This window comes from Pseudomonas sp. CAN1 (genome assembly GCF_030462585.1).
Lineage (GTDB): Bacteria > Pseudomonadota > Gammaproteobacteria > Pseudomonadales > Pseudomonadaceae > Pseudomonas.
In genome coordinates, this window is record NZ_JASMRU010000005.1 from 57,055 (window position 1) to 81,657 (window position 24,603).

Below are 24,603 nucleotides of genomic sequence, written 5' to 3' on the forward strand. Positions count from 1 at the left end.
CTCTGGCTTGTCGCTTGCAGCTTGAAGCCTGGAGCCGCATTTATGTCGTCCGAACTCTTCCAGCACCGCGCCCGCAAACGCTTTGGGCAGAACTTCCTGCATGACGCCGGGGTGATTCACAAGATCCTGCGCGCCATTGCCGCCAAGGAAGGCCAGCACCTGCTGGAAATCGGCCCGGGCCAGGGCGCCCTCACCGAGGGCCTGGTGGACAGCGGCGCGAAGCTCGACGTGATCGAGCTGGACCTCGACCTGATTCCGCAACTGAAGTGGCGCTTCGGCCTGAAGCCCAACTTCAGCCTGCACCAGGGCGACGCCATGAAGTTCGACTTCTCCAGCCTGATCGCCGCCCCCGAAGACAAGCTGCGCGTCGTCGGCAACCTGCCCTACAACATCTCCACCCCGCTGATCTTCCACCTCCTGGACCATGCCTCGCTGATCCAGGACATGCACTTCATGCTGCAGAAGGAAGTGGTGGAGCGCCTGGCCGCCGAGCCGGGCAATGGCGACTGGGGCCGCCTGTCGATCATGGTGCAGTACTTCTGCCGCGTGGATTACCTGTTCACCGTCGGCCCCGGCGCGTTCAACCCGCCGCCCAAGGTCGAGTCGGCCATCGTCCGCCTGGTGCCTTACGCCGAGCCGCCGCATCCAGCCAAGGATCACCGTGTGCTGGAACGCATCGTCCGCGAAGCCTTCAACCAGCGCCGCAAGACCCTGCGCAACACCCTGCGCACGCTGATGAGTGTCGAGGACATCGAAGCCGCTGGCGTCGACCCGACCCTGCGCCCCGAGCAACTTAGCGTCGCCGACTTCGTCAGCCTGGCCAACCGCTTCAGCGAAACCAACCCGGAAGCCGAGCAAGGACCGACCGCATGAGCGATTCCCGCTACCAGGTCAGCGTCAGCGTCACCACTCGCCACCTGCCCGAGCAATCCCAGCCGGATCAGCAGCGCTTCGTGTTCGCCTACACCGTGACCATCCACAACCACGGTGAGCTGGCGGCCAAGCTGCTGACCCGTCACTGGATCATCACCGACGGCGACGGCCACGTGCAGGAAGTGCGCGGCGCCGGTGTGGTCGGCGAGAAGCCGTTGATCGAGCCGGGCGCCAGTCACACCTACACCAGCGGCACGGTGATGGCGACCAAGGTCGGCAGCATGCATGGCAGCTACCAGATGGTCGCTACCGACGGCCACCACTTCGAAGCCGAGATCCCGGCATTCCGACTCGCCGTCCCCGGGGCACTGCACTGATGGCAACCTACGCCGTCGGCGACCTGCAGGGCTGCCTGGAACCGCTCAAGTGCCTGCTGGCGCAGGTGAAGTTCGACCCGGCCCAGGACAAGCTCTGGCTGGTGGGCGACCTGGTCAACCGCGGCCCGGCGTCGCTGGAGACCCTGCGCTTCCTCTATGGCATGCGCGATTCGCTGGTCTGTGTGCTGGGTAATCACGACCTGCACCTGATCGCCGTGGCTTACAACGCCGAGCGACTGAAGAAGAACGACACCCTGCGCGAGATCGTCGAGGCTCCGGATTGCGCGCAACTGATCGACTGGCTGCGGCGCATGCCGCTGGTCCACCACGATGCCCAGCGCGACATCACCCTGGTGCACGCCGGCATCCCGCCGCAATGGGACATCGACAAGTCCCTGCAACGCGCGGCCGAGGTCGAAGCCGCCCTGCGCGATGACGCCCAGCTGCCGATGTTCCTCGACGGCATGTACGGCAACGAGCCGGCCAAGTGGGACAAGAAGCTCAGCGGCATCGCGCGCCTGCGGGTGATCACCAACTACTTCACGCGCATGCGCTTCTGCACCCCCGAAGGCAAGCTCGACCTGAAATCCAAGGAAGGCCTGGACACCGCACCGCCCGGCTACGCCCCCTGGTTCAGCTATGCCGAGCGCAAGGCCGCCGGGCGCAAGATCATCTTCGGCCACTGGGCCGCGCTGGAAGGCCAGTGCGACGTCCCCGGCCTGTTCGCCCTCGACACCGGCTGCGTGTGGGGCGGCAGCATGACGCTGCTGAACGCCGATACCCTCGAGCGCATCCATTGCAGCTGCGCCGATAAACCAGAATGACTGCCGCGGGGCCGTTGGCTCCGCGCCTTGCGAGGTAATCCCATGAGCGACTTCAAGCGCATCGCCCCCGACCAGGCCCAGCAACTGCGCGACGGCGGCGCCCAGGTCGTCGACATCCGCGACCCGCAAAGCTACGCGATGGGGCACATCAGTGGCTCGAAGCACATCGACAACTACTCGGTGGCCGACTTTATCCGCGAAGCGGACATGGACGCGCCGCTGGTCGTGGTCTGCTACCACGGCAACTCCAGCCAGAGCGCGGCGGCCTATTTCGTCCAGCAGGGCTTCTCCGAGGTCTACAGCCTCGACGGCGGCTTCGAACTGTGGCGCAGCGTCTATCCCGCGGATACCAGCGCTGGCGGCGCTGACTGAAAGCCCCTACGAAAGGGGCGGATTAGCCCCTTCAAAAAATCTGTAACTTCTCGCTCTTTCGTCCTTTACACACTGAAGAACGAACTATCCTTTCCCTCAGGCCATCCAAAAAAGGGAGAGCCGGCACACCGGCTTCCGGTTAATCGGCAGTGACCATTGGGGGCGGATCAGGGCAGTGGCCAGGTTCCGTTGGAGTTCTGGGGGATTCTCGCCGGTAAGCACTGGCAGCCCGACCGCACCCGCACAGACCGATCCGGCGCCGGCTCCATGCATCGAGCGAGGAGACGTCATGAGCATTTTCAGTCACTTCCAGGAACGCTTCGAAGCGACCCGCCAAGAGGAGTACTCCCTCCAGGAGTACCTGGATCTCTGCAAGCAGGACAAGATCGCCTACGCCACCGCCGCCGAGCGAATGCTGATGGCCATCGGTGAGCCCGAACTGGCGGACACCTCCGTCGATTCCCGCCTGTCGCGAATCTTCTCCAACAAGGTCATCCGCCGCTATCCGGCCTTTGCCGACTTCCATGGCATGGAAGAGTGCATCGACCAGATCGTCTCGTTCTTCCGCCACGCCGCCCAAGGCCTGGAAGAGAAGAAACAGATCCTTTATCTCCTGGGCCCGGTCGGCGGCGGTAAATCCTCCCTCGCCGAGAAGCTCAAGCAACTGATGGAGAAGGTGCCCTTCTACGCCATCAAGGGCTCGCCGGTGTTCGAGTCGCCCCTGGGGCTGTTCAACCCGGACGAAGACGGCGCCATTCTCGAAGAAGACTACGGCATCCCGCGGCGCTACCTGCGCTCGGTGATGTCGCCCTGGGCAACCAAGCGCCTCAACGAGTTCGGCGGCGACATCAGTCAGTTCCGCGTGGTCAAACTGCACCCATCGATCCTCAACCAGATCGCCATCGCCAAGACCGAACCTGGCGACGAGAACAACCAGGACATCTCCGCGCTGGTCGGCAAGGTGGATATCCGCAAGCTGGAAGAATTCCCGCAGAACGACGCCGACGCCTACAGCTACTCGGGCGCACTGTGCCGGGCCAACCAGGGCCTGATGGAATTCGTCGAGATGTTCAAGGCGCCGATCAAGGTCCTCCACCCCTTGCTCACCGCCACCCAGGAAGGCAACTACAACAGCACCGAAGGCCTCGGTTCCCTGCCCTACAGCGGCATCATCCTCGCCCACTCCAACGAATCGGAATGGCACAGCTTCCGCAACAACAAGAACAACGAGGCCTTCATCGACCGCATCTACATCGTCAAGGTGCCGTACTGCCTGCGCGTCTCCGACGAGATCAAGATCTACGACAAGCTGTTGATCAACAGCTCCCTGGCGCACGCCCACTGCGCGCCGGACACCCTGAAGATGCTCTCGCAGTTCTCCGTGCTGTCGCGCCTGAAGGAGCCGGAAAACTCCAACATCTACTCGAAGATGCGGGTCTACGACGGCGAAAACCTCAAGGACACCGATCCCAAGGCCAAGTCGATCCAGGAATACCGCGACACCGCCGGGGTCGACGAGGGCATGGCCGGGCTTTCCACCCGCTTCGCCTTCAAGATCCTCTCCAAGGTGTTCAACTTCGACCCGCATGAAGTCGCCGCCAACCCGGTGCACCTGCTCTACGTGCTGGAACAGCAGATCGAGCAGGAGCAGTTCCCGCCGGAAACCCGCGAGCGCTACCTGCGCTTCCTGAAGGAATACCTGGCGCCGCGCTATGTCGAGTTCATCGGCAAGGAAATCCAGACCGCCTACCTGGAGTCCTACAGCGAGTACGGCCAGAACATCTTCGACCGCTACGTGCTGTACGCCGACTTCTGGATCCAGGACCAGGAATACCGCGACCCGGAAACCGGCGAGATCCTCAACCGCGCCGCGCTCAACGAGGAGCTGGAGAAGATCGAGAAACCGGCTGGCATCAGCAATCCGAAGGATTTCCGCAACGAGATCGTCAACTTCGTGCTGCGCGCCCGTGCCGGCAACAACGGCAAGAACCCCAGCTGGCTGTCCTACGAGAAGCTGCGTGTGGTGATCGAGAAGAAAATGTTCTCCAACACCGAGGACCTGCTGCCGGTCATCAGCTTCAACGCCAAGGCGAGCAAGGAGGATCAGCAGAAGCACAACGACTTCGTCAAACGCATGGTCGAGCGCGGCTACACCGAGAAGCAGGTGCGCCTGCTGTCGGAATGGTATCTGCGGGTTCGCAAGTCGCAGTAGTCTGCCATCGGCGCGGCGGCATTCCCCGCCGCGCCGGTCGCCGTCGCATTCGGACCTGTCCGGGGCGGCTCCAAGCCGCTGCGCAGCAGGCCCTGAGGAGCATTCATGAGCTACGTCATCGACCGGCGTCTGAACGGCAAGAACAAGAGCACGGTGAACCGCCAGCGCTTCCTGCGGCGCTACCGTGAGCACATCAAGAAGGCGGTGGAAGAAGCCGTCAGCCGCCGTTCCATCACCGACATGGAACATGGCGAGCAGATCAGTATTCCCGGCCGCGATATCGACGAACCGGTGCTGCACCACGGCCGTGGCGGCAAGCAGACGGTCGTCCACCCCGGCAACAAGGAATTCACCACCGGCGAACACATCGCCCGGCCCCAGGGTGGCGGCGGTGGTCGTGGCGCCGGCAAGGCGAGTAACCAGGGCGACGGGATGGACGACTTCGTCTTCCAGATCACCCAGGAAGAGTTCCTCGACTTCATGTTCGAGGACCTGGAGCTGCCCAACCTGGTCAAGCGCCACCTCACCGGCAGCGACACCTTCAAGACCGTGCGCGCCGGCATCAGCAACGAGGGCAACCCCTCGCGCATCAACATCGTGCGCACCCTGCGCTCGGCCCACGCACGGCGCATCGCCCTGTCCGGCTCCACCCGCGGCAAGCTGCGCGCGGCGGTGGCCGAACTGGAGCGCCTGAAGCGCGAAGAACCGGACAACCTCGGCGACATCCAGGAGCTGGAGCAGAAGATCGCCGGCATGCGCGCGCGCATCGACAAGGTGCCGTTCCTCGACACCTTCGACCTCAAGTACAACCTGCTGGTGAAGCAGCCCAACCCGACCTCCAAGGCCGTGATGTTCTGCCTGATGGACGTCTCCGGCTCGATGACCCAGGCCACCAAGGACATCGCCAAGCGCTTCTTTATCCTGCTCTACCTGTTCCTCAAGCGGAACTACGAGAAGATCGAAGTGGTATTCATCCGCCACCATACCAGCGCCCGCGAAGTGGACGAGGAAGAATTCTTCTATTCCCGCGAGACCGGCGGGACCATCGTCTCCAGCGCCCTGAAGCTGATGCAGGAAGTGATGGCCGAGCGGTATCCGACCAACGAATGGAACATCTATGCCGCCCAGGCCTCGGACGGTGACAACTGGAATGACGATTCGCCGGTCTGCCGCGACATCCTGCTGAAGCAGATCATGCCGTTCGTCCAGTACTACACCTACGTCGAGATCACCCCGCGCGAGCACCAGGCGCTGTGGTTCGAGTACGAGAAGATCCGCGACAGCTTCGAGGACAGCTTCGCCCAGCAGCAGATCGTCTCCGCCTCGGACATCTATCCGGTGTTCCGCGAGCTGTTCCAGAGGAGGCTCGTCGCATGAGCAAGCGCCAGCCGATCGCCACCGGCTCGGAGTGGACCTTCGAGCTGATCCAGCAGTACGACCGCGAGATCAGCCGGCTCGCCGAACGCTACGCGCTGGACACCTACCCCAACCAGATCGAGGTGATCACCGCCGAGCAGATGATGGATGCCTACGCCTCCGTCGGCATGCCCATCGGTTACAGCCACTGGTCCTATGGCAAGCACTTCCTCAGCACGGAAAAGAACTACAAGCGCGGTCAGATGGGCCTGGCCTACGAGATCGTGATCAACTCCGACCCGTGCATCGCCTACCTGATGGAAGAGAACACCCAGTGCATGCAGGCGCTGGTGATCGCCCACGCCTGCTACGGGCACAACAGCTTCTTCAAGGGCAACTACCTGTTCCGCACCTGGACCGACGCCACCTCGATCATCGACTACCTGGTGTTCGCCAAGTCCTACATCAACAAGTGCGAGGAGCGTTACGGCATCGACGCCGTGGAAGACCTGCTGGACTCCTGCCACGCCCTGATGAACTACGGTGTGGACCGCTACAAGCGGCCCTACCCGATCTCCGCCGAGGAAGAAAAGCAGCGCCAGAAGGAGCGCGAGGAGCAGATCCAGCGCCAGGTCAACGACCTCTGGCGGACCATTCCCAAGGCCGCCGGCAAGGACAAGGAACAGGGCATGGCCCGCTATCCCAGCGAGCCGCAGGAGAACATCCTCTACTTCATCGAGAAGAACGCTCCGCTGCTCGAACCCTGGCAGCGCGAAGTGGTGCGCATCGTGCGCAAGGTCGCGCAGTATTTCTACCCGCAGCGCCAGACCCAGGTGATGAACGAAGGCTGGGCGACCTTCTGGCACTACACCCTGATCAACGACCTCTACGACGAAGGTCTGGTCAGCGACGGCTTCATGATGGAGTTCCTCCAGTACCACACCAGCGTGGTCTACCAGCCCGGCTTCGACAGCCCCTACTACAGCGGCATCAACCCCTACGCGCTGGGCTTCGCCATGTACCGCGACATCCGCCGCATCTGCGAGCACCCCACCGAGGAGGACAAGCGCTGGTTCCCCGACATCGCCGGCAGCGACTGGCTGGCGACGATGAAATTCGCCATGAAGAGCTTCAAGGACGAAAGCTTCGTCCTGCAGTTCCTCTCGCCCAAGGTGATCCGCGAGTTCAAGCTGTTCAGCATCCTCGACGACGACCAGAAGGACGACATGCTGGTCGACGCCATCCACGATGACGACGGCTACCGCAAGATCCGCGAAACCCTGGCGGCCCAGTACAACCTCGGCAATCGCGAGCCGAACATCCAGATCTGGGACGTCGACCGCCGCGGCGACCGATCGCTGACCCTGCGCCACCAGCAGCACGACCGCAAACCCCTGGGCGAATCCACCGACGACGTACTCAAGCACCTGCATCGCCTGTGGGGCTTCGACATCCACCTGGAAACCCTGCAGGGCGAGAACATCGTCAACACCTTCCACATGCCCCCAAAGGGTGAACGCGACAGCGAAGAGGGCTACCCGCGGCTCGACCTGATCATCCCGCCCATTTGATCGGTTGACCGGCGCAGCAGAGGACGACAAGCATGGCGGCAACCCCGCTGGAGACCGCCATGCGCCTGTTCGCCATTCTCCTGCTCTGCCTCGCTGTCGCGACCTGCAGCAACCCCGTACCCCACGCCCAGGTCGCGCATCCCGCCGATGCACGCCTGGCAGGGCTGCGCGACTTCCAGCTGATGCCGCCGGAAAACGCCGTCGACGCCCTGCCCTACCGCAGCCGCTATCCGCTGATCAACGCCCAGGTGCGCCAGGGCCTGATCGAGCGCGGCTACCGCGAAAGCGCCACTCCGCAGGTACGCGTCTACTACTGGCTGGCGCTGCAGGATGCGCCGCTGGAGTTCAAGGTCGACGCGCCACCGCCCGACCCGCTCGGCCCCTACCTCGCCATCCACCGCCTGCGTGATGAAACCGGCACCCTGCGCCTGCGCCTGACCGATGCGCAGGAACAGACGCTCTGGGAAGGCACCGTCAGCACCGGCCTGAGCCCGGCATATTCCAGCGCCATGCTGCTGCAGGACGCCATCGGCGCCCTCGTCCAGCAGATTCCCGCCGCCGCGCCGTAGTCCCATACATCGTAGGAGCGGACTCCGTCCGCGATGGCATCCGGCGCGACGCGAACCTATCGCGGACGCAGTCCGCTCCTACGCGCGCGCCAACCTCCCGCCGCGCTTGCCCCTCCCGCCGCAAACCCCGAAGCTATCCCCCAGAACAGGAGACAGCTTCATGCAGATCTACAAGGTGGGCGGCGCCGTGCGCGACCGCCTGCTCGGCATCCCCTTCAGCGACACCGACTGGGTCGTGGTCGGCGCCAGCGCCGACGAGATGCTCGCCCAGGGCTATCGCCCGGTGGGCGCCGACTTCCCGGTGTTCCTCCACCCGAAGACCGGCGAGGAGTACGCCCTTGCCCGCACCGAACGCAAAAGTGGACGCGGCTATGGCGGCTTCACCTTCTACGCCAGCCCCGACGTCAGCCTCGAAGAAGACCTGATCCGCCGCGACCTGACGATCAACGCCATGGCCGAGGACGATGACGGCCAGATCGTCGACCCCTATCACGGCCGGAAAGACCTCGAAGCCCGCCTGCTGCGCCACGTCTCCCCGGCCTTCGCCGAAGACCCGCTGCGGGTGCTGCGCGTCGCCCGCTTCGCCGCCCGCTATGCACCGATGGGTTTCAGCGTGGCGCCGGAAACCCTGGCACTGATGCGCGAACTGTCAGAATCCGGCGAGCTGGAAGCGCTGACCGCCGAACGCAGCTGGAAGGAAATCTCCCGTGCCCTGATGGAATCGCGTCCGGACGTGTTCATCCAGGTCCTGCGTGACTGTGGCGCCCTGACCGTGCTGATGCCGGAAGTCGACGCGCTGTTCGGCGTGCCGCAGCCGCCGCAGCACCACCCGGAGGTGGATACCGGCGAGCACGTGCTGGCCGTGCTGCGCGAATGCGCAAAATACGAGCAACCGCTGAGCGTGCGCTGGGCCTGCCTGGTGCATGACGTGGGCAAGGGCGAGACCCGCGAAGAAGAGTGGCCCAAGCACCATGCCCACGAGCACCTGGGCCTGCCGCTGATCGACGCGATCAACGCCCGCTTCAAGGTCCCGCGTGAGTGCCAGGAGCTGGCGCGGCTGGTCGGCGAGTACCACACCCACTGCCACCGTGCGCTGGAGCTGCGGCCGAACACCATCCTGGAGCTGCTGCAGTCCTTCGACGTCTACCGCCGACCACAGCGTTTCGAGGAATTCCTTGCCGCCAGCGAGATGGACGCCCGTGGCCGCCATGGATTGGAGGACCGCGCCTACCCGCAGGCCGAGTACCTGCGCGGCGCCGAACAGGCCGCCCGCGCAGTCGCGGTGCAGCCGCTGCTGGAGAAGGGATACAAGGGCGCCGAGCTGGGTGAAGCGCTCAAGCGTGAGCGCCTGACGGCACTGAAGGCCTACAAGGAAGCCACGCGACCTGAAACCCTGTAGGAGCGAGCTTGCTCGCGAACCCGCCCAACGCTTGAGTCGCCGGATAGATGATTCGCGAGCGAGCTCGCTCCTACGAAAAGCCCTCAGCTTTAGGTTCGGTGCTCAGGAAAAACCCGAGCGGGGGATCAAGCCGCCGGATACGCTTCGATCAGCGCCGCCGGCGTCAGCTCAACCCCGCGCCACTGGAAGGGCACCGGCCAGAGCTTCTGGCCGATCTGCGCATCCACCCACAATTCGGCAAACGAACGCTGCACCCCCGGATGCTTAACCTGGGGCGCCAGCAACGCCAGCGGCCAGAGCACGAAGGCATTCTTCAGCACCTCCGCGCGCGGCAGCGTCAGGCCGTCGAACTCGCCGTGCAGGTCGCCGTACAGCAGCACGTCGATGTCCAGCGGCAGGCCCTTGCGCTCCGGTGCATAACGGCCGTTGTCCGCCTCGATGTGCTTGAGCCGCAGGCTCAGCTCCGCCAGCGGCAGATCGGTGCGCGCAACAATTACGAAGTTGTAGAAGGGACCGCTGCGAATGCCCACCGGCTCGCTCTCGAAGACCGGCGAGCAGTGGATGTCCTCGAGGAAACCGTCCAGCGCTTCCAGCCCGGCCAGCAGATGGCGCTCGCGCTCGAAGTTGCTGCCCAGCCCGAGGTAGACCGTCGTCAGCGGCATCCGCGTTCGATCTCCACACCCACGCCGATGGCCGCCGCGACGGCGCCAGGCTTGGTGACTTTCAGGCGCAGCCACTGGATGCCGAATTCCGCCATCAGCAACTCGGCCAGGCGTTCGGCGAAGGTTTCCACCAGCTGGAAGTGCGCGTCACGGGCGAAGGCCATGACCCGCTCGGAGAGCACGGCGTAGTCCAGGGCCTTGGCGATGTCGTCGTCGGCCGCCGCCGGGCGGTTGTCCCAGCCCAGCGTCAGGTCCAGGCGCAGGCACTGCCGGATACCCCGTTCCCAGTCGTAGACGCCGATCACGGTGTCCACTTCCAGCCCCTCGATGAAAACTCTGTCCACTGACTGCATGCTCCAAGGCGACACGACAATCGGCCGGCGCCCCGTTAGAATCGGAAACGACCTCGTCTCCGGTGGAAACCATGTTCTGGTTCTTGGCGATCCTCGCCTACCTGCTCGGATCACTGTCCTTCGCGGTACTCCTCAGTCGCCTGTTCGGCACCGCCGACCCGCGCGCCAGCGGCTCGGGCAACCCCGGCGCCACCAACATGCTGCGTCTGGCCGGGAAGAAGATCGCCATCCTCACCCTGCTCGGCGATCTCGCCAAGGGGCTGGTGCCGGTCCTCGTCGCCCGCCTGATCGGTCTCTCCGACGTGGAGCAGGCCTGGGTCGGGCTGGCAGCGGTGATTGGCCACCTCTACCCGCTGTACTTCAATTTCCGCGGCGGCAAGGGCGTCGCCACCGCTGCCGGCATGTTGCTGGCGCTGTACCCGCCGGCGGCCCTGCTCGCGGCAATCGCCTGGCTGGTCACCTTCAAGCTGTCGCGCACCAGCTCGCTGGCTTCCCTGGTGGCCACGCCGCTGACCCTGCCGCTGCTGGCCTGGCAGGAACCTTCGGCGCTACTGCCGATGACCGTGCTCACCGGCCTGATCGTCTGGCGTCACCGCAGCAACCTGCGCGACCTGATCGCCGGACGCGAGCGGCACTTCTAGAGCCGCGAGCTTCCCGGCCCGCGTACTGCGCTGCAAGCGAAAAAACGGCCCATGCCGCTCAGAGCATGGGCCGCGTCGTTTGCAGCTTCATTATTCAGATCGCTGGCAGCGACTCCATTGGCCAACGTGCCTGCACGCCGATCGACGGACCGTCCTGCTGCCCGGCCACCAGGCGCTGGCAGCCAGCATAGGCGATCATCGCGCCGTTATCGGTGCAGAAGCGCGGGCGGGCGTAGAAAACCTGGCCCTTCATCTCACCGAGCATCTTCTCCAGGTGCTGGCGCAGTGCCTGGTTGGCGCTGACACCACCGGCGATCACCAGGCTCTTCAAGTGAGTCTGCTTGAGCGCGCGCTTGCACTTGATGGTCAGGGTCTCGACCACGGCGGTCTGGAACGCCAGGGCGATGTCGCAGCGGGTCTGCTCGCTGTCGTCGCCTTCGGCCACGCAGCGCTGCCAGGTATTCAGGGCGAAGGTCTTGAGGCCGCTGAAGCTGAAGTCCAGGCCCGGACGGTCGGTCATCGGCCGCGGGAAGACGAAGCGACCAGCGGTACCGCTCTGCGCCAGGCGCGCGATCTCCGGACCACCGGGATAGGCCAGGCCAAGCAGTTTGGCGGTTTTGTCGAAGGCTTCACCGGCTGCGTCGTCCACCGACTCGCCGAGCACCTGGTACTGGCCGATGCCATCCACCCGCACCAGCTGGGTGTGGCCGCCGGACACCAGCAAGGCGACGAACGGAAACTTCGGCGGCTGCTCTTCCAGCATCGGCGCCAGCAGATGGCCTTCCATATGGTGCACGCCGACGGCCGGTATGCCCCAGGCGAACGCCATGGCCTGGGCGCAGGACGCGCCGACCAGCAGGGCGCCCACCAGGCCGGGGCCGGCGGTATAGGCGATGGCGTCGATGTCTTCGGCGGTACGGCCGGACTCGTCCAGCACCTGGCGAATCAGCGGCAGCATGCGCTTGACGTGATCACGGGAGGCCAGCTCGGGAACCACGCCGCCGTATACGCGGTGCAGGTCGATCTGGCTGAACAGCGCGTCGGCCAGCAGGCCTTTTTCGCTGTCGTACAGGGCGACGCCGGTCTCGTCGCAGGAGGTTTCCAACCCCAGCACTAGCATGGGTTTGAGCCTTTACTCTGGGCAAAATTGAAGCCGCGCATCATAATCGCCGGCTGGGCTTCGGACCAGTGCTTTTCGATCGGAGGCTTTGCATTCCTCCTTCCGAACGTTTAATATCCGCAACCCTTGAAAACCGCCGACTCCGAACAACCGTCAGGAGCGCGATAAATCCTCCGGTAATCATTGAAGGTACGACCTGGATGCCCGCCGTCAAAGTTAAAGAGAACGAACCCTTCGACGTAGCTCTGCGTCGTTTCAAGCGCTCCTGCGAAAAAGCAGGCGTACTGGCCGAAGTCCGTAGCCGTGAGTTCTACGAAAAGCCGACCGCCGAGCGTAAGCGCAAGGCCGCTGCCGCTGTTAAGCGTCACGCCAAGAAAGTGCAGCGCGAGCAGCGCCGCCGCGAGCGTCTGTACTGAGTTACAGCGCCTCGTCGCAAGCTTTCCGCATCGCCCGGCCCACTCGCCGGGCGAGTGCCTGAAACAAGGCACCCGACTCCGATTCGCATTCGCGGACTTCGGAGTTTTTGCTTTTCCAGTCCCATGCTCAGCCTCAAGCTCCGCCCGCGGCCTCACCGCTCCGCGCCAGGCTTGGGTCCAACCTGCGTCCCGATGAGTCTATGGCCGGCCTGATTCCACAATCCTTCATCGATGACCTGCTCAACCGCACCGATATTCTCGATGTGGTGGGCTCGCGCATCCAGTTGAAGAAGACCGGCAAGAACTACAGTGCCTGCTGCCCGTTCCACAAGGAGAAGACACCCTCCTTCACCGTCAGCCCGGATAAGCAGTTCTACTACTGCTTCGGCTGCGGCGCCGGCGGCAACGCACTCGGCTTCGTCATGGACCATGACCAGCTGGACTTCGTCCAGGCCGTCGAGGACCTGGCCAAGCGCGCCGGCATGGACATCCCCCGCGAGGAAGGCCGGCGCGGCCACAAGCCACGCCAACCGGTCGACTCGCCGCTCTACCCGCTGCTGACCGGCGCCGCCGAATTCTATCGCCAGGCACTCAAGAGCCACCCTGCCCGCAAGGCGGCGGTGGAATACCTCAAGGGCCGCGGCCTGACCGGCGAGATCGCCCGCGACTTCGGCCTGGGCTTCGCCCCGCCGGGCTGGGACAACCTGCTGAAGAACCTGGGCGGCGACAACCTGCAGCTCAAGGCCATGCTCGACGCCGGCCTACTGGTGGAAAACCCCGACAGCGGCAAGCGCTACGACCGCTTCCGCGACCGGGTAATCTTCCCCATCCGCGACAGCCGCGGGCGGGTGATCGCCTTCGGCGGCCGGGTGCTGGGCGACGACAAGCCGAAATACCTGAACTCGCCGGAAACCCCGGTCTTCCATAAGGGCCAGGAGCTCTACGGACTCTACGAAGCCCGGAAGAACAACCGGGATCTCGACGAGATCATGGTGGTCGAAGGCTACATGGACGTCATCGCGCTGGCCCAGCAGGGCATCCGCAACGCGGTCGCCACCCTGGGCACGGCCACCAGCGAAGAACACATCAAGCGGCTGTTCCGCATCGTGCCGAACATCCTCTTCTGCTTCGACGGCGACCAGGCCGGCCGTAACGCTGCCTGGCGCGCGCTGGAGTCGGCGCTGAGCAACCTGCAGGACGGACGCAAGGTGCGTTTCCTGTTCCTGCCCGAAGGCGAAGACCCGGACAGCCTGGTGCGCGCCGAAGGCCCGGACGCGTTCCGTGCCCGCCTCGCCCACCAGGCCCAGCCGCTGGCGGATTATTTCTTCCAGCAACTGACCCAGGAAGCCGACCCCAGCACGCTGGAAGGCAAGGCGCACCTGGCGACCCTAGCCGGGCCGCTGCTGGAAAAGATTCCCGGCAACACCCTGCGCCTGCTGATGCGCCAGCGCCTGGGCGAGATCACCGGGCTGTCGGCGGAAGCGCTGAGCCAGATCAGCGCGCCGCGCACCGGCCTGACCGGCCACGGCAACCACGCCCCGGCCAAGCCCGCAGCTGCCGACAATTCAGCGCACGAGTACGCCGACTACGACATGGGCCAGTTCGCCGAGCACGGCGACAGCCATTATCAGGATGCTTCGAGCTACTTCGAGGCACCGGCGGAGTTTTCCGCCGGGCACCAGGGCGGCGCCAAGCAGGGCAAGAAACCCTGGAAAGGCGACCGCAAGTGGGATGGCAAAGGCAAGAAAGGTGACTTCGTTCCGCGCCAGCCGCGGACCGAAATCCACGTCGAATCGCCAACCCTGACCGCCCTGCGCACGCTGCTGCACTACCCGCAGATGGCGCAGAAAGTCGAGGACGCCAGCCACTTCTCCAACGAAGGGCAGACCAACTCGCAACTGCTGGTGGCGCTGGTCGAGGCCCTGCAGAAGAACCCCAAGCAGCGCTCGATGCACCTGATCGCGCGCTGGCACGGCACCCCGCAAGGGCGCCTGCTGCAAGTCCTGGCAGAAAAGGAATGGCTGATCGGCCAGGACAATCTTGAAAAGCAGTTCGTTGACACCATTACTACACTTGCACACAACCAACTGCACAGCAGCCGCGAAGCCCGCCTGCGTAGCGTGCTGCAAAAGAGTCCCAGTGAATTGACCGACGAAGAGAAAGCCCTGCTTCGAGAGCACATCAGCTCTCCCTCGTCACCAGGCCCCCAGAGCTGAACTGGCGCCTGAAGCCTCGAATCTGGTATAATCCTCGGCTTATTTCAGCCCGCCAAGACCTTCAGTGGATAGGGTGTTATGTCCGGAAAAGCGCAACAGCAATCTCGTCTCAAAGAGTTGATCACACGTGGTCGTGAGCAGGGTTACCTGACTTACGCGGAGGTCAACGACCACCTGCCGGAGGATATCTCTGATCCGGAACAGGTAGAAGACATCATCCGCATGATCAACGACATGGGGATCAACGTATTCGAGACAGCCCCGGATGCGGATGCCCTGTTGCTGGCGGAAACCGATACCGACGAAGCTGCCGCCGAAGAAGCTGCTGCCGCCCTTGCTGCGGTAGAGAGCGACGTTGGCCGCACGACTGACCCGGTGCGCATGTACATGCGTGAAATGGGTACCGTGGAACTGCTGACCCGCGAAGGCGAGATCGAAATCGCCAAACGCATCGAGGAAGGCATCCGCGAGGTCATGAGCGCCATCGCCCAGTTCCCTGGCGCGGTGGACGGCATCCTCGACGAATACAATCGCATCGTCACCGAAGGCGGCCGCCTGTCGGACGTTCTCAGCGGCTATATCGACCCGGACGACGGCAGCCTGCCGGCCGAGGAAGTCGAGCCGGTCGGTCTGAAAGACGACGCCGAAGCCAAGGACAAGGAAAAGGACGACGAGGACGAAGAGTCCGACGGCGATAGCGAGGAAGAAGAAGGCGATGGCGGTCCGGATCCGGAAGAAGCCGCTCGTCGTTTCGGCGCGGTCTCCGAGCAGCTGGAAAAAGCCAAGAAAGTTCTGAAGAAGCATGGCCGTGGCAGCAAGCAGGCCACCGAAGAGCTGGTCGCCCTGGCCGAGCTGTTCATGCCGATCAAGCTGGTGCCCAAGCAGTTCGACGTACTGGTCGCCAAGGTCCGCGATGCGCTGGACAGCGTCCGTCGCCAGGAACGCGCCATCATGCAGCTGTGCGTGCGTGATGCCCGCATGCCGCGCGCCGACTTCCTGCGCCAGTTCCCCGGCCACGAAACCGACACCGCCTGGGTCGACAGCGTACTCAAGGGCAAGCCCAAGTATGCCGAGGCCATCGAGCGCCTGAAGGACGACATCCAGCGCAACCAGCAGAAGCTGGCCGACCTGGAAACCAGCTCGCAGCTGACCGTCGCCGAGATCAAGGACGTCAACCGCTCCATGTCCATAGGTGAGGCCAAGGCCCGCCGTGCGAAGAAGGAGATGGTGGAAGCGAACCTGCGTCTGGTGATCTCCATCGCCAAGAAGTACACCAACCGCGGCCTGCAGTTCCTCGACCTGATCCAGGAAGGCAACATCGGCCTGATGAAGGCGGTGGACAAGTTCGAATACCGTCGCGGCTACAAGTTCTCGACCTATGCCACCTGGTGGATTCGCCAGGCGATCACTCGCTCGATCGCCGACCAGGCCCGCACCATCCGTATTCCGGTGCACATGATCGAGACGATCAACAAGCTCAACCGTATCTCCCGCCAGATGCTGCAGGAGATGGGCCGTGAACCGACCCCGGAAGAGCTCGGCGAACGCATGGACATGCCGGAAGACAAGATCCGCAAGGTCCTGAAGATCGCCAAGGAACCGATCTCCATGGAAACGCCGATCGGTGACGACGAAGACTCGCACCTGGGCGACTTCATCGAGGACTCCACCATGCAGTCGCCAATCGAAGTGGCGACCAGCGAGAGCCTCAAGGAAGCCACCCGCGAAGTCCTCGCCGGCCTCACCGCTCGCGAAGCCAAGGTCCTGCGCATGCGCTTCGGCATCGACATGAATACCGACCACACCCTCGAGGAAGTCGGCAAGCAGTTCGATGTAACCCGTGAGCGTATCCGCCAGATCGAAGCCAAGGCGCTGCGCAAGCTGCGCCACCCGTCGCGAAGCGAGCACCTGCGCTCCTTCCTCGACGAGTGACGAAGAACCCCCGGCCAAAACCGGGGGTTTTTCTTTGGGCCTTCCACTGGGCAAAGGGCCACGACTACACTTCGGCTACTCCCCCAGAGAAAGAGGCCGTCCATGCCGCGCCTGCAGGCAGTTCTACTGTGGTGCCTCGCATTCTGGGCAGGACAGGCGCTCGCCCTGCCCCTCACGCCCGAGGAACAAAGCTGGCTGCAACAACACCCCAGCCTGCGCCTGGGCGTCGACGCCTCCTGGCCACCCTTCGAATTCCGTGACGCCGAAGGTCGTTACCAGGGGTTGGCGCCTGGCTACATCAGGCTCATCAGCGAAAAGCTCAAGATCAAGCTCGAACCCGTGGAGCCAACGAGCTGGAGCGACGTGCTGCAACAGGCCCGCGACAATCGCATCGACCTGCTCCCGGGTGTCATGGCTACCCCCAGCCGCCTCGACTATCTCGCCTTTACCCGCCCCTACCTCGACTTCCCGATCATCATCCTTGCCCGCAAGGATGGTCCGGCACCCGCCAACCTCAAGGAGCTGTACGGCCTGAAAGTCGGCGTGGTCGCCCACTACGCCCCCCATGAATTGCTCATGGCCAAGCACCCCGACCTCAATCTGCAGCCGCTACCCAGCATTGCCGCCGGTCTGCAGGCGCTGGCCACTGGGCAGGTCGACGCCTTCGTCGGCGACCTCGCCTCCAGCGTCTGGAACCTGCGCCAGCTCAAGCTCGAAGGCCTGCAGATCAGCGGCGAGACGCCCTACCGCTACCAGCTGGCAATGGCCGTGCCGAAGAACGACGTAGTCCTTATCGGCATTCTCGACAAACTGCTGGCTGAACTACCGCCGGAGCAGGTCGAAGCCCTCCAGGCGCCCTGGGTCGGCGGCCTGGTGGACCGACGCAGCGTCTGGCCTGAGGTCCTGCGTGTCGCCGTACCGATCGCCCTGCTGACCGCCCTCGGTCTGCTGGTGCTGTTCACCATGAACCGTCGCTTGCGCGGCGAGATGCAGCGCCGCGAGAAACTCGAACAGGCCCTGCGCGACAGCGAACAGCACTATCGCGGCCTGGTGGAAAGCCTCACCGCCATTGCCTGGGAAATGCGCCTGGCGGAAAACCGCTTCACCTACGTCTCGCCCCACGCCCAGCGACTGCTCGGCTACCCGATCAAGGACTGGCTGGAGCCCGGCTTCTGGCAGCGCACCCTGCACCCCGAAGACGCCGAGCACGCCATCACCTTCTGCATCAGCGAGAGCCAGGCCGGACGCAACCACAGCTTCGACTACCGCATGCTCGCCGCCGACGGCCGGGTGGTGTGGATTCGCGACATCGTCACGCTGATCCGCCACGGCGACGACCTGATCCTGCGCGGCCTGATGATCGACATCACCGAGGCCAAGCACACCGAACAGGCGCTGCGTTTGTCCGAGCAGAAGTTCGCCTCAGTGTTCCACCACTGCCCGGATATCATCGTCCTCGCTCGACGCGTCGACGGCCAACTGCTGGCGGTGAACAGCACCTTCGAACAGCAGATCGGCATCCCCGCCAGCGAGGCCCTCGGCAAGACCTCAACCGACCTGGGCATCTGGGGCGAACCCGGCATGGGCCCGGCGATGCTTGAGCGCCTGCAGGGCGAGCCGCTGAACAACGTCGAAATCCCGCTCAACCGCCGCGACGGCACGCGCTTCACTGCCCTGCTCTCGGCCCAGCACATCGTCCTCGACGACACCCCGGCGCTGGTCGTGGTGGTACGCAACATCTCCCAGGTCAAGGAGACCCAGGAGCGGCTGCGCGTTTCCGAAGAGAAGTTCGCCAAGGCCTTCCACGCCTCCCCCGATGGCATGCTCATCTCGCGCATCAGCGACGGCCGCCTGGTGGAAGTGAACCAGGGCTTCACCCGCATCACCGGCTACAGCCGCGAGGAAGCCGCCGACCGCTCCACCCTCGACCTGCGCCTGTGGGCCAACCCGGCGGACCGCAGCAAGCTGCTCGGCATCCTCGACAACGCCTCCAGCGCCCCCGACTTCACCGCACAGATCCGCACCCGCGATGGCAGCCTGCGCCTCTGCGAGCTGTCCGCCCACCGCATCACCATCGGCAACGACGACTGCATGCTGACCATCGCCCGCGACATCACCGAGCGCCAGCAGATGCAGGAGAAACTGCACCTCGCCGCCACCGTGTTCGAGAGCACCGCCGAAGGCGTGATGATCACCGACGCCCGCCAGCAGATAGTCGCGGTCAACCGCGCCTTCAGCGAGATCACCGGCTACAGCGAACAGGAAGCCCTCGGCAGCTCGCCGCGCCTGCTCGCCTCCGGCCAGCACGACAGCAGCTTCTACGTCGCCCTCTGGCACCAGCTCAACGACGAAGGCCACTGGCAGGGCGAAATCTGGAACCGCCGCAAGAACCACGAGCTGTACCCCGAGTGGCTGACCATCAGCGCCGTGCGCAACGCCGTCGGCGAGCTGACGCACTACGTCGGCGTATTCGCCGATATCTCCACGCTCAAGTACGCCCAGGCCAAGCTCGACTACCAGGCCCACCACGACCCGCTCACCGGCCTGCCCAACCGCCTGCTGTTCGAGAGCCGCCTCAACGCCTCCCTCAAGGAAGCCCAGGAAGACAACCACCAGGGCGCCGTGCTGTTCCTCGACCTCGACCGCTTCAAGCACATCAACGACAGCCTCGGCCACCCGGTCGGCGACCTGCTGCTCAAGTCCATCGCCACCCGCCTGCGCGAGCAACTGCGCGACGTCGACACCGTGGCGCGCCAGGGCGGCGACGAATTCATCATCCTGCTGCCCGGCCTGCACCATGCGCTGGACGCGGAGCACGTGGCTAACAAGCTGCTGCAGTGCTTCGACAAGCCATTCATCGCCGGCGAACAGGAATTCTTCGTCAGCGCCAGCATCGGCATCTGCCTCTACCCCGGCGACGGCGGCGATGTTGCCACCCTGGTGAAGAACGCCGACGCCGCCATGTACCGGGCCAAGGCCCAGGGCCGCAACCGCGTCGAGTTCTACACCCGCGAGCTGACCTTCCAGGCCACCGAGCGCATGGCCCTGGAACACGAACTGCGCCGCGCCCTTGAGAGCGACCAATTGCAGCTCTACTACCAGCCGAAACTGTCCCTGAGCAGTGGCCAGCTTGTAGGAGCGGAGGCATTGATCCGCTGGAAACATCCGCAATTCGGCTCGATTTCTCCGGACCGCTTCATCCCCCTCGCCGAGGAAAACGGCCTGATCCTGCCGCTCGGTGACTGGGTCCTGCGCGAAGCCTGCCGGCAGATGAGTCGCTGGCAGGACAGCCACGCCGCCTTCGGCCCACTCTCGGTCAACCTCGCCGGCGCCCAGCTGCGCCAGACCAACCTGGTCGAACGCATCCGCGAACTGCTCGCCCACTACGACCTGCAGCCCTCGCGCCTGCAACTGGAGATCACCGAAAGCTTCCTCATGCACCAGACCGAGGAAGCCCTGTCGATCCTCCATAGCCTCAAGCACCTGGGCGTGCAGCTGGCTATCGACGACTTCGGCACCGGCTACTCCTCGCTCAGCTACCTCAAGCAGCTGCCGCTGGACACCCTGAAGATCGACCAGTCCTTCGTCCACGGCCTGCCGGACGACCCCCACGACGCCGCCATCGCCCGCGCCATCATCGCCCTGGGCCGCAGCATGAACCTCACGGTGATCGCCGAAGGCGTGGAACACGAAGCCCAGGAACGCTTCCTCGAAGCCGAAGGCTGCGACCAGATCCAGGGCTACGCCCTCAGCGCACCGCTCCCAGCTGACGCCTTTGCCAACCGCTTCCTGGTCCCGCTGCACCCGGTTGGCGCAACCCACAACGCGCCGGTATAATCCGCCCGCCTTCTGGGGGCCTATAGCTCAGTTGGTTAGAGCAGAGGACTCATAATCCTTTGGTCCACGGTTCGAGTCCGTGTGGGCCCACCACCTTCAAAGCCGCGCAATGCGCGGCTTTTTCATTCCTGCTGCAAAATCAGCTAGACCAGTCCTATAGTCCAAAGGTACAAATTCAGTACAGTGCCGGTACAACGACACGCTTTGGGAGCAGGAAAAAATGGCCACCATCGTCAAAACAGATGCCGGCACTTGGAAGGCTCTGGTACGCAAAACCGGTTGGCCGACCAACACCAAAACCTTCCGCACCAAGCGCGACGCTGAAGACTGGGCACGCCGCACCGAAGACGAGATGGTCAGGGGCGTGTATATCCAGCGCAGCGGCTCCGAACGCATGACCTTGGCCATGGCGCTAAAACGCTACCTCAGCGAAATCGGCCCCACTAAGAAGCCGACTACCCAGCGCGCCGAGGCCACGAAGGCCCAGCAACTGATCAGCCACTTGGGCAAATACTCCCTGGCCGCCCTATCCGCTGAAATTATCGCTGGATACCGCGACACCCGGCTGGCCTCGATCACCAATCGCGGCAAGCCCACCAGCAACAACACCGTGCGCCTGGAACTGGCCCTGCTCAGCCACCTGTTCACCATTGCGATTCAGGAGTGGGGCCTGGGCTTGAGCTTCAACCCGGTGCTGAGCATCCGCAAACCCAGCCCAGGCGAAGGTCGAGACCGTCGCCTGTCTGCAGAAGAAGAACGCCGCCTGCTGACGGCCGTGAACAATCACAGCAACCCCATGCTCGGCTGGATCGTCCGCATCGCCCTGGAAACCGGCATGCGCTCATCCGAGATCACATCGCTGCGCAGGCATCAGGTCGACATGAAAAAGCGCGTGGTGCGCCTCTCTGACACCAAGAACGACAGCGCCCGCACCGTCCCACTCAGCAAATGGGCTACTGAGACCTTCCAGGCAGCACTGAACAATCCGATACGCCCTATCGACTGCGATCTGGTGTTCTTTGGCGAACCTGGCAGAAATGGCAAGCGCAGCCCCTATGCGTTTACCAAGACCTGGGGGCTGCTGAAAACCAAACTCGGCATGTCCGATCTGCGCTTTCACGACCTGCGCCATGAGGCTGTTAGCCGGCTGGTCGAGGGCGGCCTGTCTGACCAAGAGGTTTCAGCAATCAGCGGCCACAAGTCCATGCAGATGCTAAAGCGCTACACGCACCTGCGGGCCGAGGATCTTGTTAGCAAGCTAGACCTGCTAGAGCGCGAACGTAACCCTCTTAGCTGACGCGATTGCGATCATCACTGACGGGAAACGTAGACGCCCTTGCCGGCCGCCCTGCTCCAGCTCTTCCTCCACCCCAGCCTGCTCGGCGCTCTGCTGCCGCTCCAAACCAAGCCTCCGCCCGAAGCAGAAGATCGAAAACAGCTGCGCGATCATCCACTAGATCGCGGTGGAGGGCCTCCCTTTGCTCGAGCATCTCACCAAACTCCGGGCCGTGATCATCTAGAGCCCGGACTATAGCCGGCAGCACGGAGCCCTCGTCAGGCCTCCCAACTCGCCCAACCACAACCCCCCATGCATGCGGCCTGTAGCGCTTGAGCCATGGAGTAACCCGGGCAATCTCAATGGCCTCCCTCCACCGGGAACGCAGCATCTCTCTGCGCGCATGACTGGAGAGGACTCGAATATGGTCGTTGAACTGTGGTGACAGCTTCCGGCAAAACCAGTAGCCATCTCGGGCTTGAGATGACTGCCCAGCAGAACCGCCAGCCGGCACGCGGTGCTCCCTGCAGTGCTTCCCTGCGCCCAGCACATAACGCCAACACATAGCGCAGAACCTACGGGAGGGCGGTGATGCTTTATGCCCACAAAAAACTTTGACCTCAGGCCCGAGCGCCATCAGTTGGCCGAGCGAAACGATCGGAGCTAGCGCCGAGCGGCTCAAGGAGCGGCCTTGCTTGGCAAATGTCGCCCATCTCAGCTCCCGCCCACTCAGGAAAGTGCAAGCAGAGCTCAACTCATGGATCAATCGCTCCCGCTCTGGAAGCTCGGCGTGAGCCTCAACCTCCACTATCAGCGCGCTGACATGCTTTTTAAGCGCGAGTCTGAAATGCACGGGGCGCAGTGTTTCTTTAGCAGCCTGCTCCGAAAGCTCAACGACAAGCGGAACCCACCCATTCACACGCCGCCACCCATGCGCCTTGCAAAGATGAAAAACGAGGAGATTCACCTGCGGCTTCCAGTTAGGTTCATGCCGAATGGCCCTCATTGCGAAATCACGATAATTGCGAAATACCACTGTAGACCACAGCCCATAAGGCCTACACCTCTTTTCAAGTGGCAAATCTTACAACTTAATTCAGCATGGAAAATGCCTCTAGGATTTAGCCGTAATTGAACCTAGGAGCACCAACATGCCCACAACCCAAGAAATGCTGACCGAGCGCTACGGGATCCTGATGACCTACGAGCAGCTCGGCAAAATCATGCATCGCAGCCCTGAAGCACTACGGATCACACTCTCCGACAACAGAACCGATTGGGCACGAAGCATCAATGCCGCCAAGCTCAAGTGGGGGCGCCGCGTACTTTTCCGTACGGCAGACATTGCGCGATTGATCGACCAAGACATCAACAACTAATCAGTCCAGCCCCTTTAAGAAGCATCTGATCATGAGCATAAAAATTTCTAGCATGGTGTGGGAGCACTACCCCGCAGGTGGCTGCGAACTGCTTACAGCCCTGGCCTACGCCGACCACGCACACGATAACGGCACCAACATTCGGCCGAGCGTTGCGTACATCGCACGAAAAACCCGCCAGAGCGAACGTAGCGTCCAACGCCACCTTGCTCAGATGAGGAAGAGTGGCTGGCTACTGACAGTCAGATACGCGAAAGGAGGTCGTAACTTTTCTACAGAGTATCGGGTAAACCCCCTGTGGATAACTAACCCTGACAATCTGTCACCCTTTGCCGCAGAGGAGGATGAAACCCTGACAAATCAGGTACAGAAGGATGACAGCAGAGGTAAACAAAGGGTGACACCGGTGACACCCCAACCATCAGGAACCAGAAAGAAACCTAAAACAGGCCAAGGGAATGATGCTCCGACACCCGCCGAAGCAATTCCGGCGTCGAAACAAGCCGCAGTCCAAAAGCTGCTGCAGCAATGCCCTATCGAGCTCCGGCAACTCGTGCTTAACGAAGTTTCCACCCGCATTGCAGCAGGCCAGGTTCGCAACCCCATCGGCCTACTTCGGAAATTGGTAGAGCTGGCTCAACAAGGCAACTTCGTGCCGAGCGCCATACCACCGCAACGCCTATCGAGCAGATCACAACGCAAGCCAGAGCATGATCGAGAGCCCGACAAGCGTTATGGCAACCAGTCCATCCAGGCAGTAATGGAGATGCTCGGGATGCCGCTCAAAGTTAAAAATGACGACTAGCCTGCGGATTCCACGCTGACTCGGCCCCCCCATTCCACGAGCAGGCGTTACATGTCCGTCAGCCGCTTCTTCGCAACGGGGGCCTGATCCATCACAGCGACAGAGGTAGTCAGTACGTCTCGATCTGGCTACACCGAGCGACTGGCCGAAGCCGGCATCGAGCCCTCGGTCGGCAGTAAAGGCAATAGCTACGACAACGCCCAGGCCAAAACCATCAACGGGCGCTACAAGGCTGAGCTGATACACTGTCAATCATGGAAGATCCGCGAGGCCGTCGAGATGGCGACCTTGAGATGGGTGCACTGATACAACCATGAGCGTCTGCTGAGCTCAATCGGCTATATCCCGCCTGCGGAGGCTGAGGCCAACCTCCACCGGCAACAAGCAAGTCAGGCCATAGCAGCCTGACTTAA

The 24,603-nt window shown here is 63.3% G+C and carries 20 protein-coding genes, 1 tRNA gene and 1 pseudogene; 19 read left to right on the plus strand and 3 right to left on the minus strand.

Annotation, left to right across the window (positions count from 1 at the left end; all coding sequences use genetic code 11):
• Positions 1-42 precede the first annotated feature (42 nt).
• The 9 genes from rsmA (at position 43) to QO207_RS09185 (ending at position 9,553) form a co-directional block, all read left to right on the plus strand.
• Positions 43-873, plus strand: coding sequence for a 16S rRNA (adenine(1518)-N(6)/adenine(1519)-N(6))-dimethyltransferase RsmA (rsmA, locus tag QO207_RS09145; RefSeq protein WP_301532140.1), 831 nt, complete (start codon positions 43-45; stop codon positions 871-873).
• Positions 870-1,250: a Co2+/Mg2+ efflux protein ApaG gene (gene apaG, locus QO207_RS09150; RefSeq protein WP_301532141.1), complete on the plus strand. Its 381-nt coding sequence runs from the start codon at positions 870-872 to the stop codon at positions 1,248-1,250. The genes rsmA and apaG overlap by 4 nt, the downstream gene beginning before the upstream one ends.
• Positions 1,250-2,074, plus strand: a complete 825-nt coding sequence (locus QO207_RS09155) for a symmetrical bis(5'-nucleosyl)-tetraphosphatase (protein WP_301532142.1) — start codon at positions 1,250-1,252, stop codon at positions 2,072-2,074. The genes apaG and QO207_RS09155 overlap by 1 nt, the downstream gene beginning before the upstream one ends.
• Positions 2,075-2,116: 42 nt before the next feature.
• Positions 2,117-2,446, plus strand: a complete 330-nt coding sequence (glpE, locus tag QO207_RS09160) for a thiosulfate sulfurtransferase GlpE (RefSeq protein ID WP_301532143.1) — start codon at positions 2,117-2,119, stop codon at positions 2,444-2,446.
• Between the two features lie 289 nt (positions 2,447-2,735).
• A complete protein-coding gene (locus QO207_RS09165; RefSeq protein WP_205338802.1) occupies positions 2,736-4,658 on the plus strand; it encodes a PrkA family serine protein kinase in 1,923 nt (640 codons plus the stop codon).
• A gap of 105 nt (positions 4,659-4,763) precedes the next feature.
• A complete protein-coding gene (locus tag QO207_RS09170) occupies positions 4,764-6,035 on the plus strand; it encodes a YeaH/YhbH family protein (protein WP_301532144.1) in 1,272 nt (423 codons plus the stop codon).
• A complete protein-coding gene (locus QO207_RS09175) occupies positions 6,032-7,585 on the plus strand; it encodes a SpoVR family protein (RefSeq protein ID WP_301532145.1) in 1,554 nt (517 codons plus the stop codon). Before QO207_RS09170 ends, QO207_RS09175 begins: the two co-directional genes overlap by 4 nt.
• 59 nt (positions 7,586-7,644) lie before the next feature.
• Entirely contained in the window at positions 7,645-8,154 is a 510-nt protein-coding gene (locus QO207_RS09180) for a hypothetical protein (protein WP_301532356.1), read from the plus strand.
• 160 nt (positions 8,155-8,314) lie between these two features.
• Positions 8,315-9,553 carry a multifunctional CCA addition/repair protein gene (locus QO207_RS09185; protein ID WP_301532146.1) on the plus strand — a complete coding sequence of 413 codons (1,239 nt, stop codon included), beginning with the start codon at positions 8,315-8,317 and terminating at the stop codon, positions 9,551-9,553.
• 125 nt (positions 9,554-9,678) lie between these two features.
• Here QO207_RS09185 and folK read toward each other — a convergent pair whose 3' ends face one another.
• Together folK and folB are read right to left on the minus strand one after the other, a co-directional pair.
• The gene (gene folK, locus QO207_RS09190) at positions 9,679-10,215 is read right to left on the minus strand and encodes a 2-amino-4-hydroxy-6-hydroxymethyldihydropteridine diphosphokinase (RefSeq protein ID WP_301532147.1); all 537 of its coding nucleotides are present in this window, start codon (positions 10,213-10,215) and stop codon (positions 9,679-9,681) included.
• Positions 10,206-10,559 (minus strand): dihydroneopterin aldolase, encoded by a 354-nt coding sequence (folB, locus tag QO207_RS09195; protein ID WP_015475255.1) that lies wholly within the window; start codon positions 10,557-10,559, stop codon positions 10,206-10,208. Before folB ends, folK begins: the two co-directional genes overlap by 10 nt.
• Positions 10,560-10,639: 80 nt before the next feature.
• Between folB and plsY the strand changes: the two genes are divergently transcribed.
• Complete coding sequence (gene plsY / locus QO207_RS09200) at positions 10,640-11,209, plus strand: glycerol-3-phosphate 1-O-acyltransferase PlsY (RefSeq protein ID WP_301532148.1); 570 nt, start codon at positions 10,640-10,642, stop codon at positions 11,207-11,209.
• Between the two features lie 94 nt (positions 11,210-11,303).
• Here plsY and tsaD read toward each other — a convergent pair whose 3' ends face one another.
• Positions 11,304-12,329 carry a tRNA (adenosine(37)-N6)-threonylcarbamoyltransferase complex transferase subunit TsaD gene (tsaD, locus tag QO207_RS09205; protein ID WP_301532149.1) on the minus strand — a complete coding sequence of 342 codons (1,026 nt, stop codon included), beginning with the start codon at positions 12,327-12,329 and terminating at the stop codon, positions 11,304-11,306.
• A gap of 200 nt (positions 12,330-12,529) precedes the next feature.
• Between tsaD and rpsU the strand changes: the two genes are divergently transcribed.
• From rpsU to QO207_RS09250, 9 genes and pseudogenes are all read left to right on the plus strand, one after another.
• Positions 12,530-12,745 (plus strand): 30S ribosomal protein S21, encoded by a 216-nt coding sequence (gene rpsU, locus QO207_RS09210; protein WP_003085057.1) that lies wholly within the window; start codon positions 12,530-12,532, stop codon positions 12,743-12,745.
• A gap of 200 nt (positions 12,746-12,945) precedes the next feature.
• Positions 12,946-14,961 (plus strand): DNA primase, encoded by a 2,016-nt coding sequence (gene dnaG / locus QO207_RS09215; RefSeq protein WP_301532150.1) that lies wholly within the window; start codon positions 12,946-12,948, stop codon positions 14,959-14,961.
• 78 nt (positions 14,962-15,039) lie between these two features.
• A complete protein-coding gene (gene rpoD, locus QO207_RS09220; protein ID WP_301532151.1) occupies positions 15,040-16,893 on the plus strand; it encodes an RNA polymerase sigma factor RpoD in 1,854 nt (617 codons plus the stop codon).
• Between the two features lie 102 nt (positions 16,894-16,995).
• On the plus strand, positions 16,996-20,730 hold the full coding sequence (locus QO207_RS09225; RefSeq protein ID WP_301532152.1) for a bifunctional diguanylate cyclase/phosphodiesterase: 3,735 nt from the start codon (positions 16,996-16,998) through the stop codon (positions 20,728-20,730).
• 16 nt (positions 20,731-20,746) lie between these two features.
• Positions 20,747-20,823, plus strand: a tRNA-Ile gene (locus QO207_RS09230).
• Positions 20,824-20,950: 127 nt separating this feature from the next.
• Positions 20,951-22,027: a site-specific integrase gene (locus tag QO207_RS09235; RefSeq protein WP_301532153.1), complete on the plus strand. Its 1,077-nt coding sequence runs from the start codon at positions 20,951-20,953 to the stop codon at positions 22,025-22,027.
• A 1,130-nt stretch (positions 22,028-23,157) separates the two neighbouring features.
• Positions 23,158-23,385 (plus strand): DNA-binding protein, encoded by a 228-nt coding sequence (locus tag QO207_RS09240; RefSeq protein WP_301532154.1) that lies wholly within the window; start codon positions 23,158-23,160, stop codon positions 23,383-23,385.
• Positions 23,386-23,416: 31 nt separating this feature from the next.
• The gene (locus QO207_RS09245) at positions 23,417-24,190 is read left to right on the plus strand and encodes a hypothetical protein (RefSeq protein WP_301532155.1); all 774 of its coding nucleotides are present in this window, start codon (positions 23,417-23,419) and stop codon (positions 24,188-24,190) included.
• A 38-nt stretch (positions 24,191-24,228) separates the two neighbouring features.
• A pseudogene (locus QO207_RS09250) lies at positions 24,229-24,598 on the plus strand (integrase core domain-containing protein); the annotation flags it as partial.
• Positions 24,599-24,603: the final 5 nt, after the last annotated feature.

Bases quoted from the DNA above. Each gene is read 5' to 3' on its own strand.
- rsmA (WP_301532140.1), top strand. From the start codon at position 43: ATGTCGTCCGAACTCTTCCAGCACCGCGCCCGCAAACGCTTTGGGCAG.
- apaG (WP_301532141.1), top strand. From the start codon at position 870: ATGAGCGATTCCCGCTACCAGGTCAGCGTCAGCGTCACCACTCGCCAC.
- QO207_RS09155 (WP_301532142.1), top strand. From the start codon at position 1,250: ATGGCAACCTACGCCGTCGGCGACCTGCAGGGCTGCCTGGAACCGCTC.
- glpE (WP_301532143.1), top strand. From the start codon at position 2,117: ATGAGCGACTTCAAGCGCATCGCCCCCGACCAGGCCCAGCAACTGCGC.
- QO207_RS09165 (WP_205338802.1), top strand. From the start codon at position 2,736: ATGAGCATTTTCAGTCACTTCCAGGAACGCTTCGAAGCGACCCGCCAA.
- QO207_RS09170 (WP_301532144.1), top strand. From the start codon at position 4,764: ATGAGCTACGTCATCGACCGGCGTCTGAACGGCAAGAACAAGAGCACG.
- QO207_RS09175 (WP_301532145.1), top strand. From the start codon at position 6,032: ATGAGCAAGCGCCAGCCGATCGCCACCGGCTCGGAGTGGACCTTCGAG.
- QO207_RS09180 (WP_301532356.1), top strand. From the start codon at position 7,645: ATGCGCCTGTTCGCCATTCTCCTGCTCTGCCTCGCTGTCGCGACCTGC.
- QO207_RS09185 (WP_301532146.1), top strand. From the start codon at position 8,315: ATGCAGATCTACAAGGTGGGCGGCGCCGTGCGCGACCGCCTGCTCGGC.
- folK (WP_301532147.1), bottom strand. From the start codon at position 10,215: ATGCCGCTGACGACGGTCTACCTCGGGCTGGGCAGCAACTTCGAGCGC.
- plsY (WP_301532148.1), top strand. From the start codon at position 10,640: ATGTTCTGGTTCTTGGCGATCCTCGCCTACCTGCTCGGATCACTGTCC.
- tsaD (WP_301532149.1), bottom strand. From the start codon at position 12,329: ATGCTAGTGCTGGGGTTGGAAACCTCCTGCGACGAGACCGGCGTCGCC.
- rpsU (WP_003085057.1), top strand. From the start codon at position 12,530: ATGCCCGCCGTCAAAGTTAAAGAGAACGAACCCTTCGACGTAGCTCTG.
- dnaG (WP_301532150.1), top strand. From the start codon at position 12,946: ATGGCCGGCCTGATTCCACAATCCTTCATCGATGACCTGCTCAACCGC.
- rpoD (WP_301532151.1), top strand. From the start codon at position 15,040: ATGTCCGGAAAAGCGCAACAGCAATCTCGTCTCAAAGAGTTGATCACA.
- QO207_RS09225 (WP_301532152.1), top strand. From the start codon at position 16,996: ATGCCGCGCCTGCAGGCAGTTCTACTGTGGTGCCTCGCATTCTGGGCA.
- QO207_RS09235 (WP_301532153.1), top strand. From the start codon at position 20,951: ATGGCCACCATCGTCAAAACAGATGCCGGCACTTGGAAGGCTCTGGTA.
- QO207_RS09240 (WP_301532154.1), top strand. From the start codon at position 23,158: ATGCCCACAACCCAAGAAATGCTGACCGAGCGCTACGGGATCCTGATG.
- QO207_RS09245 (WP_301532155.1), top strand. From the start codon at position 23,417: ATGAGCATAAAAATTTCTAGCATGGTGTGGGAGCACTACCCCGCAGGT.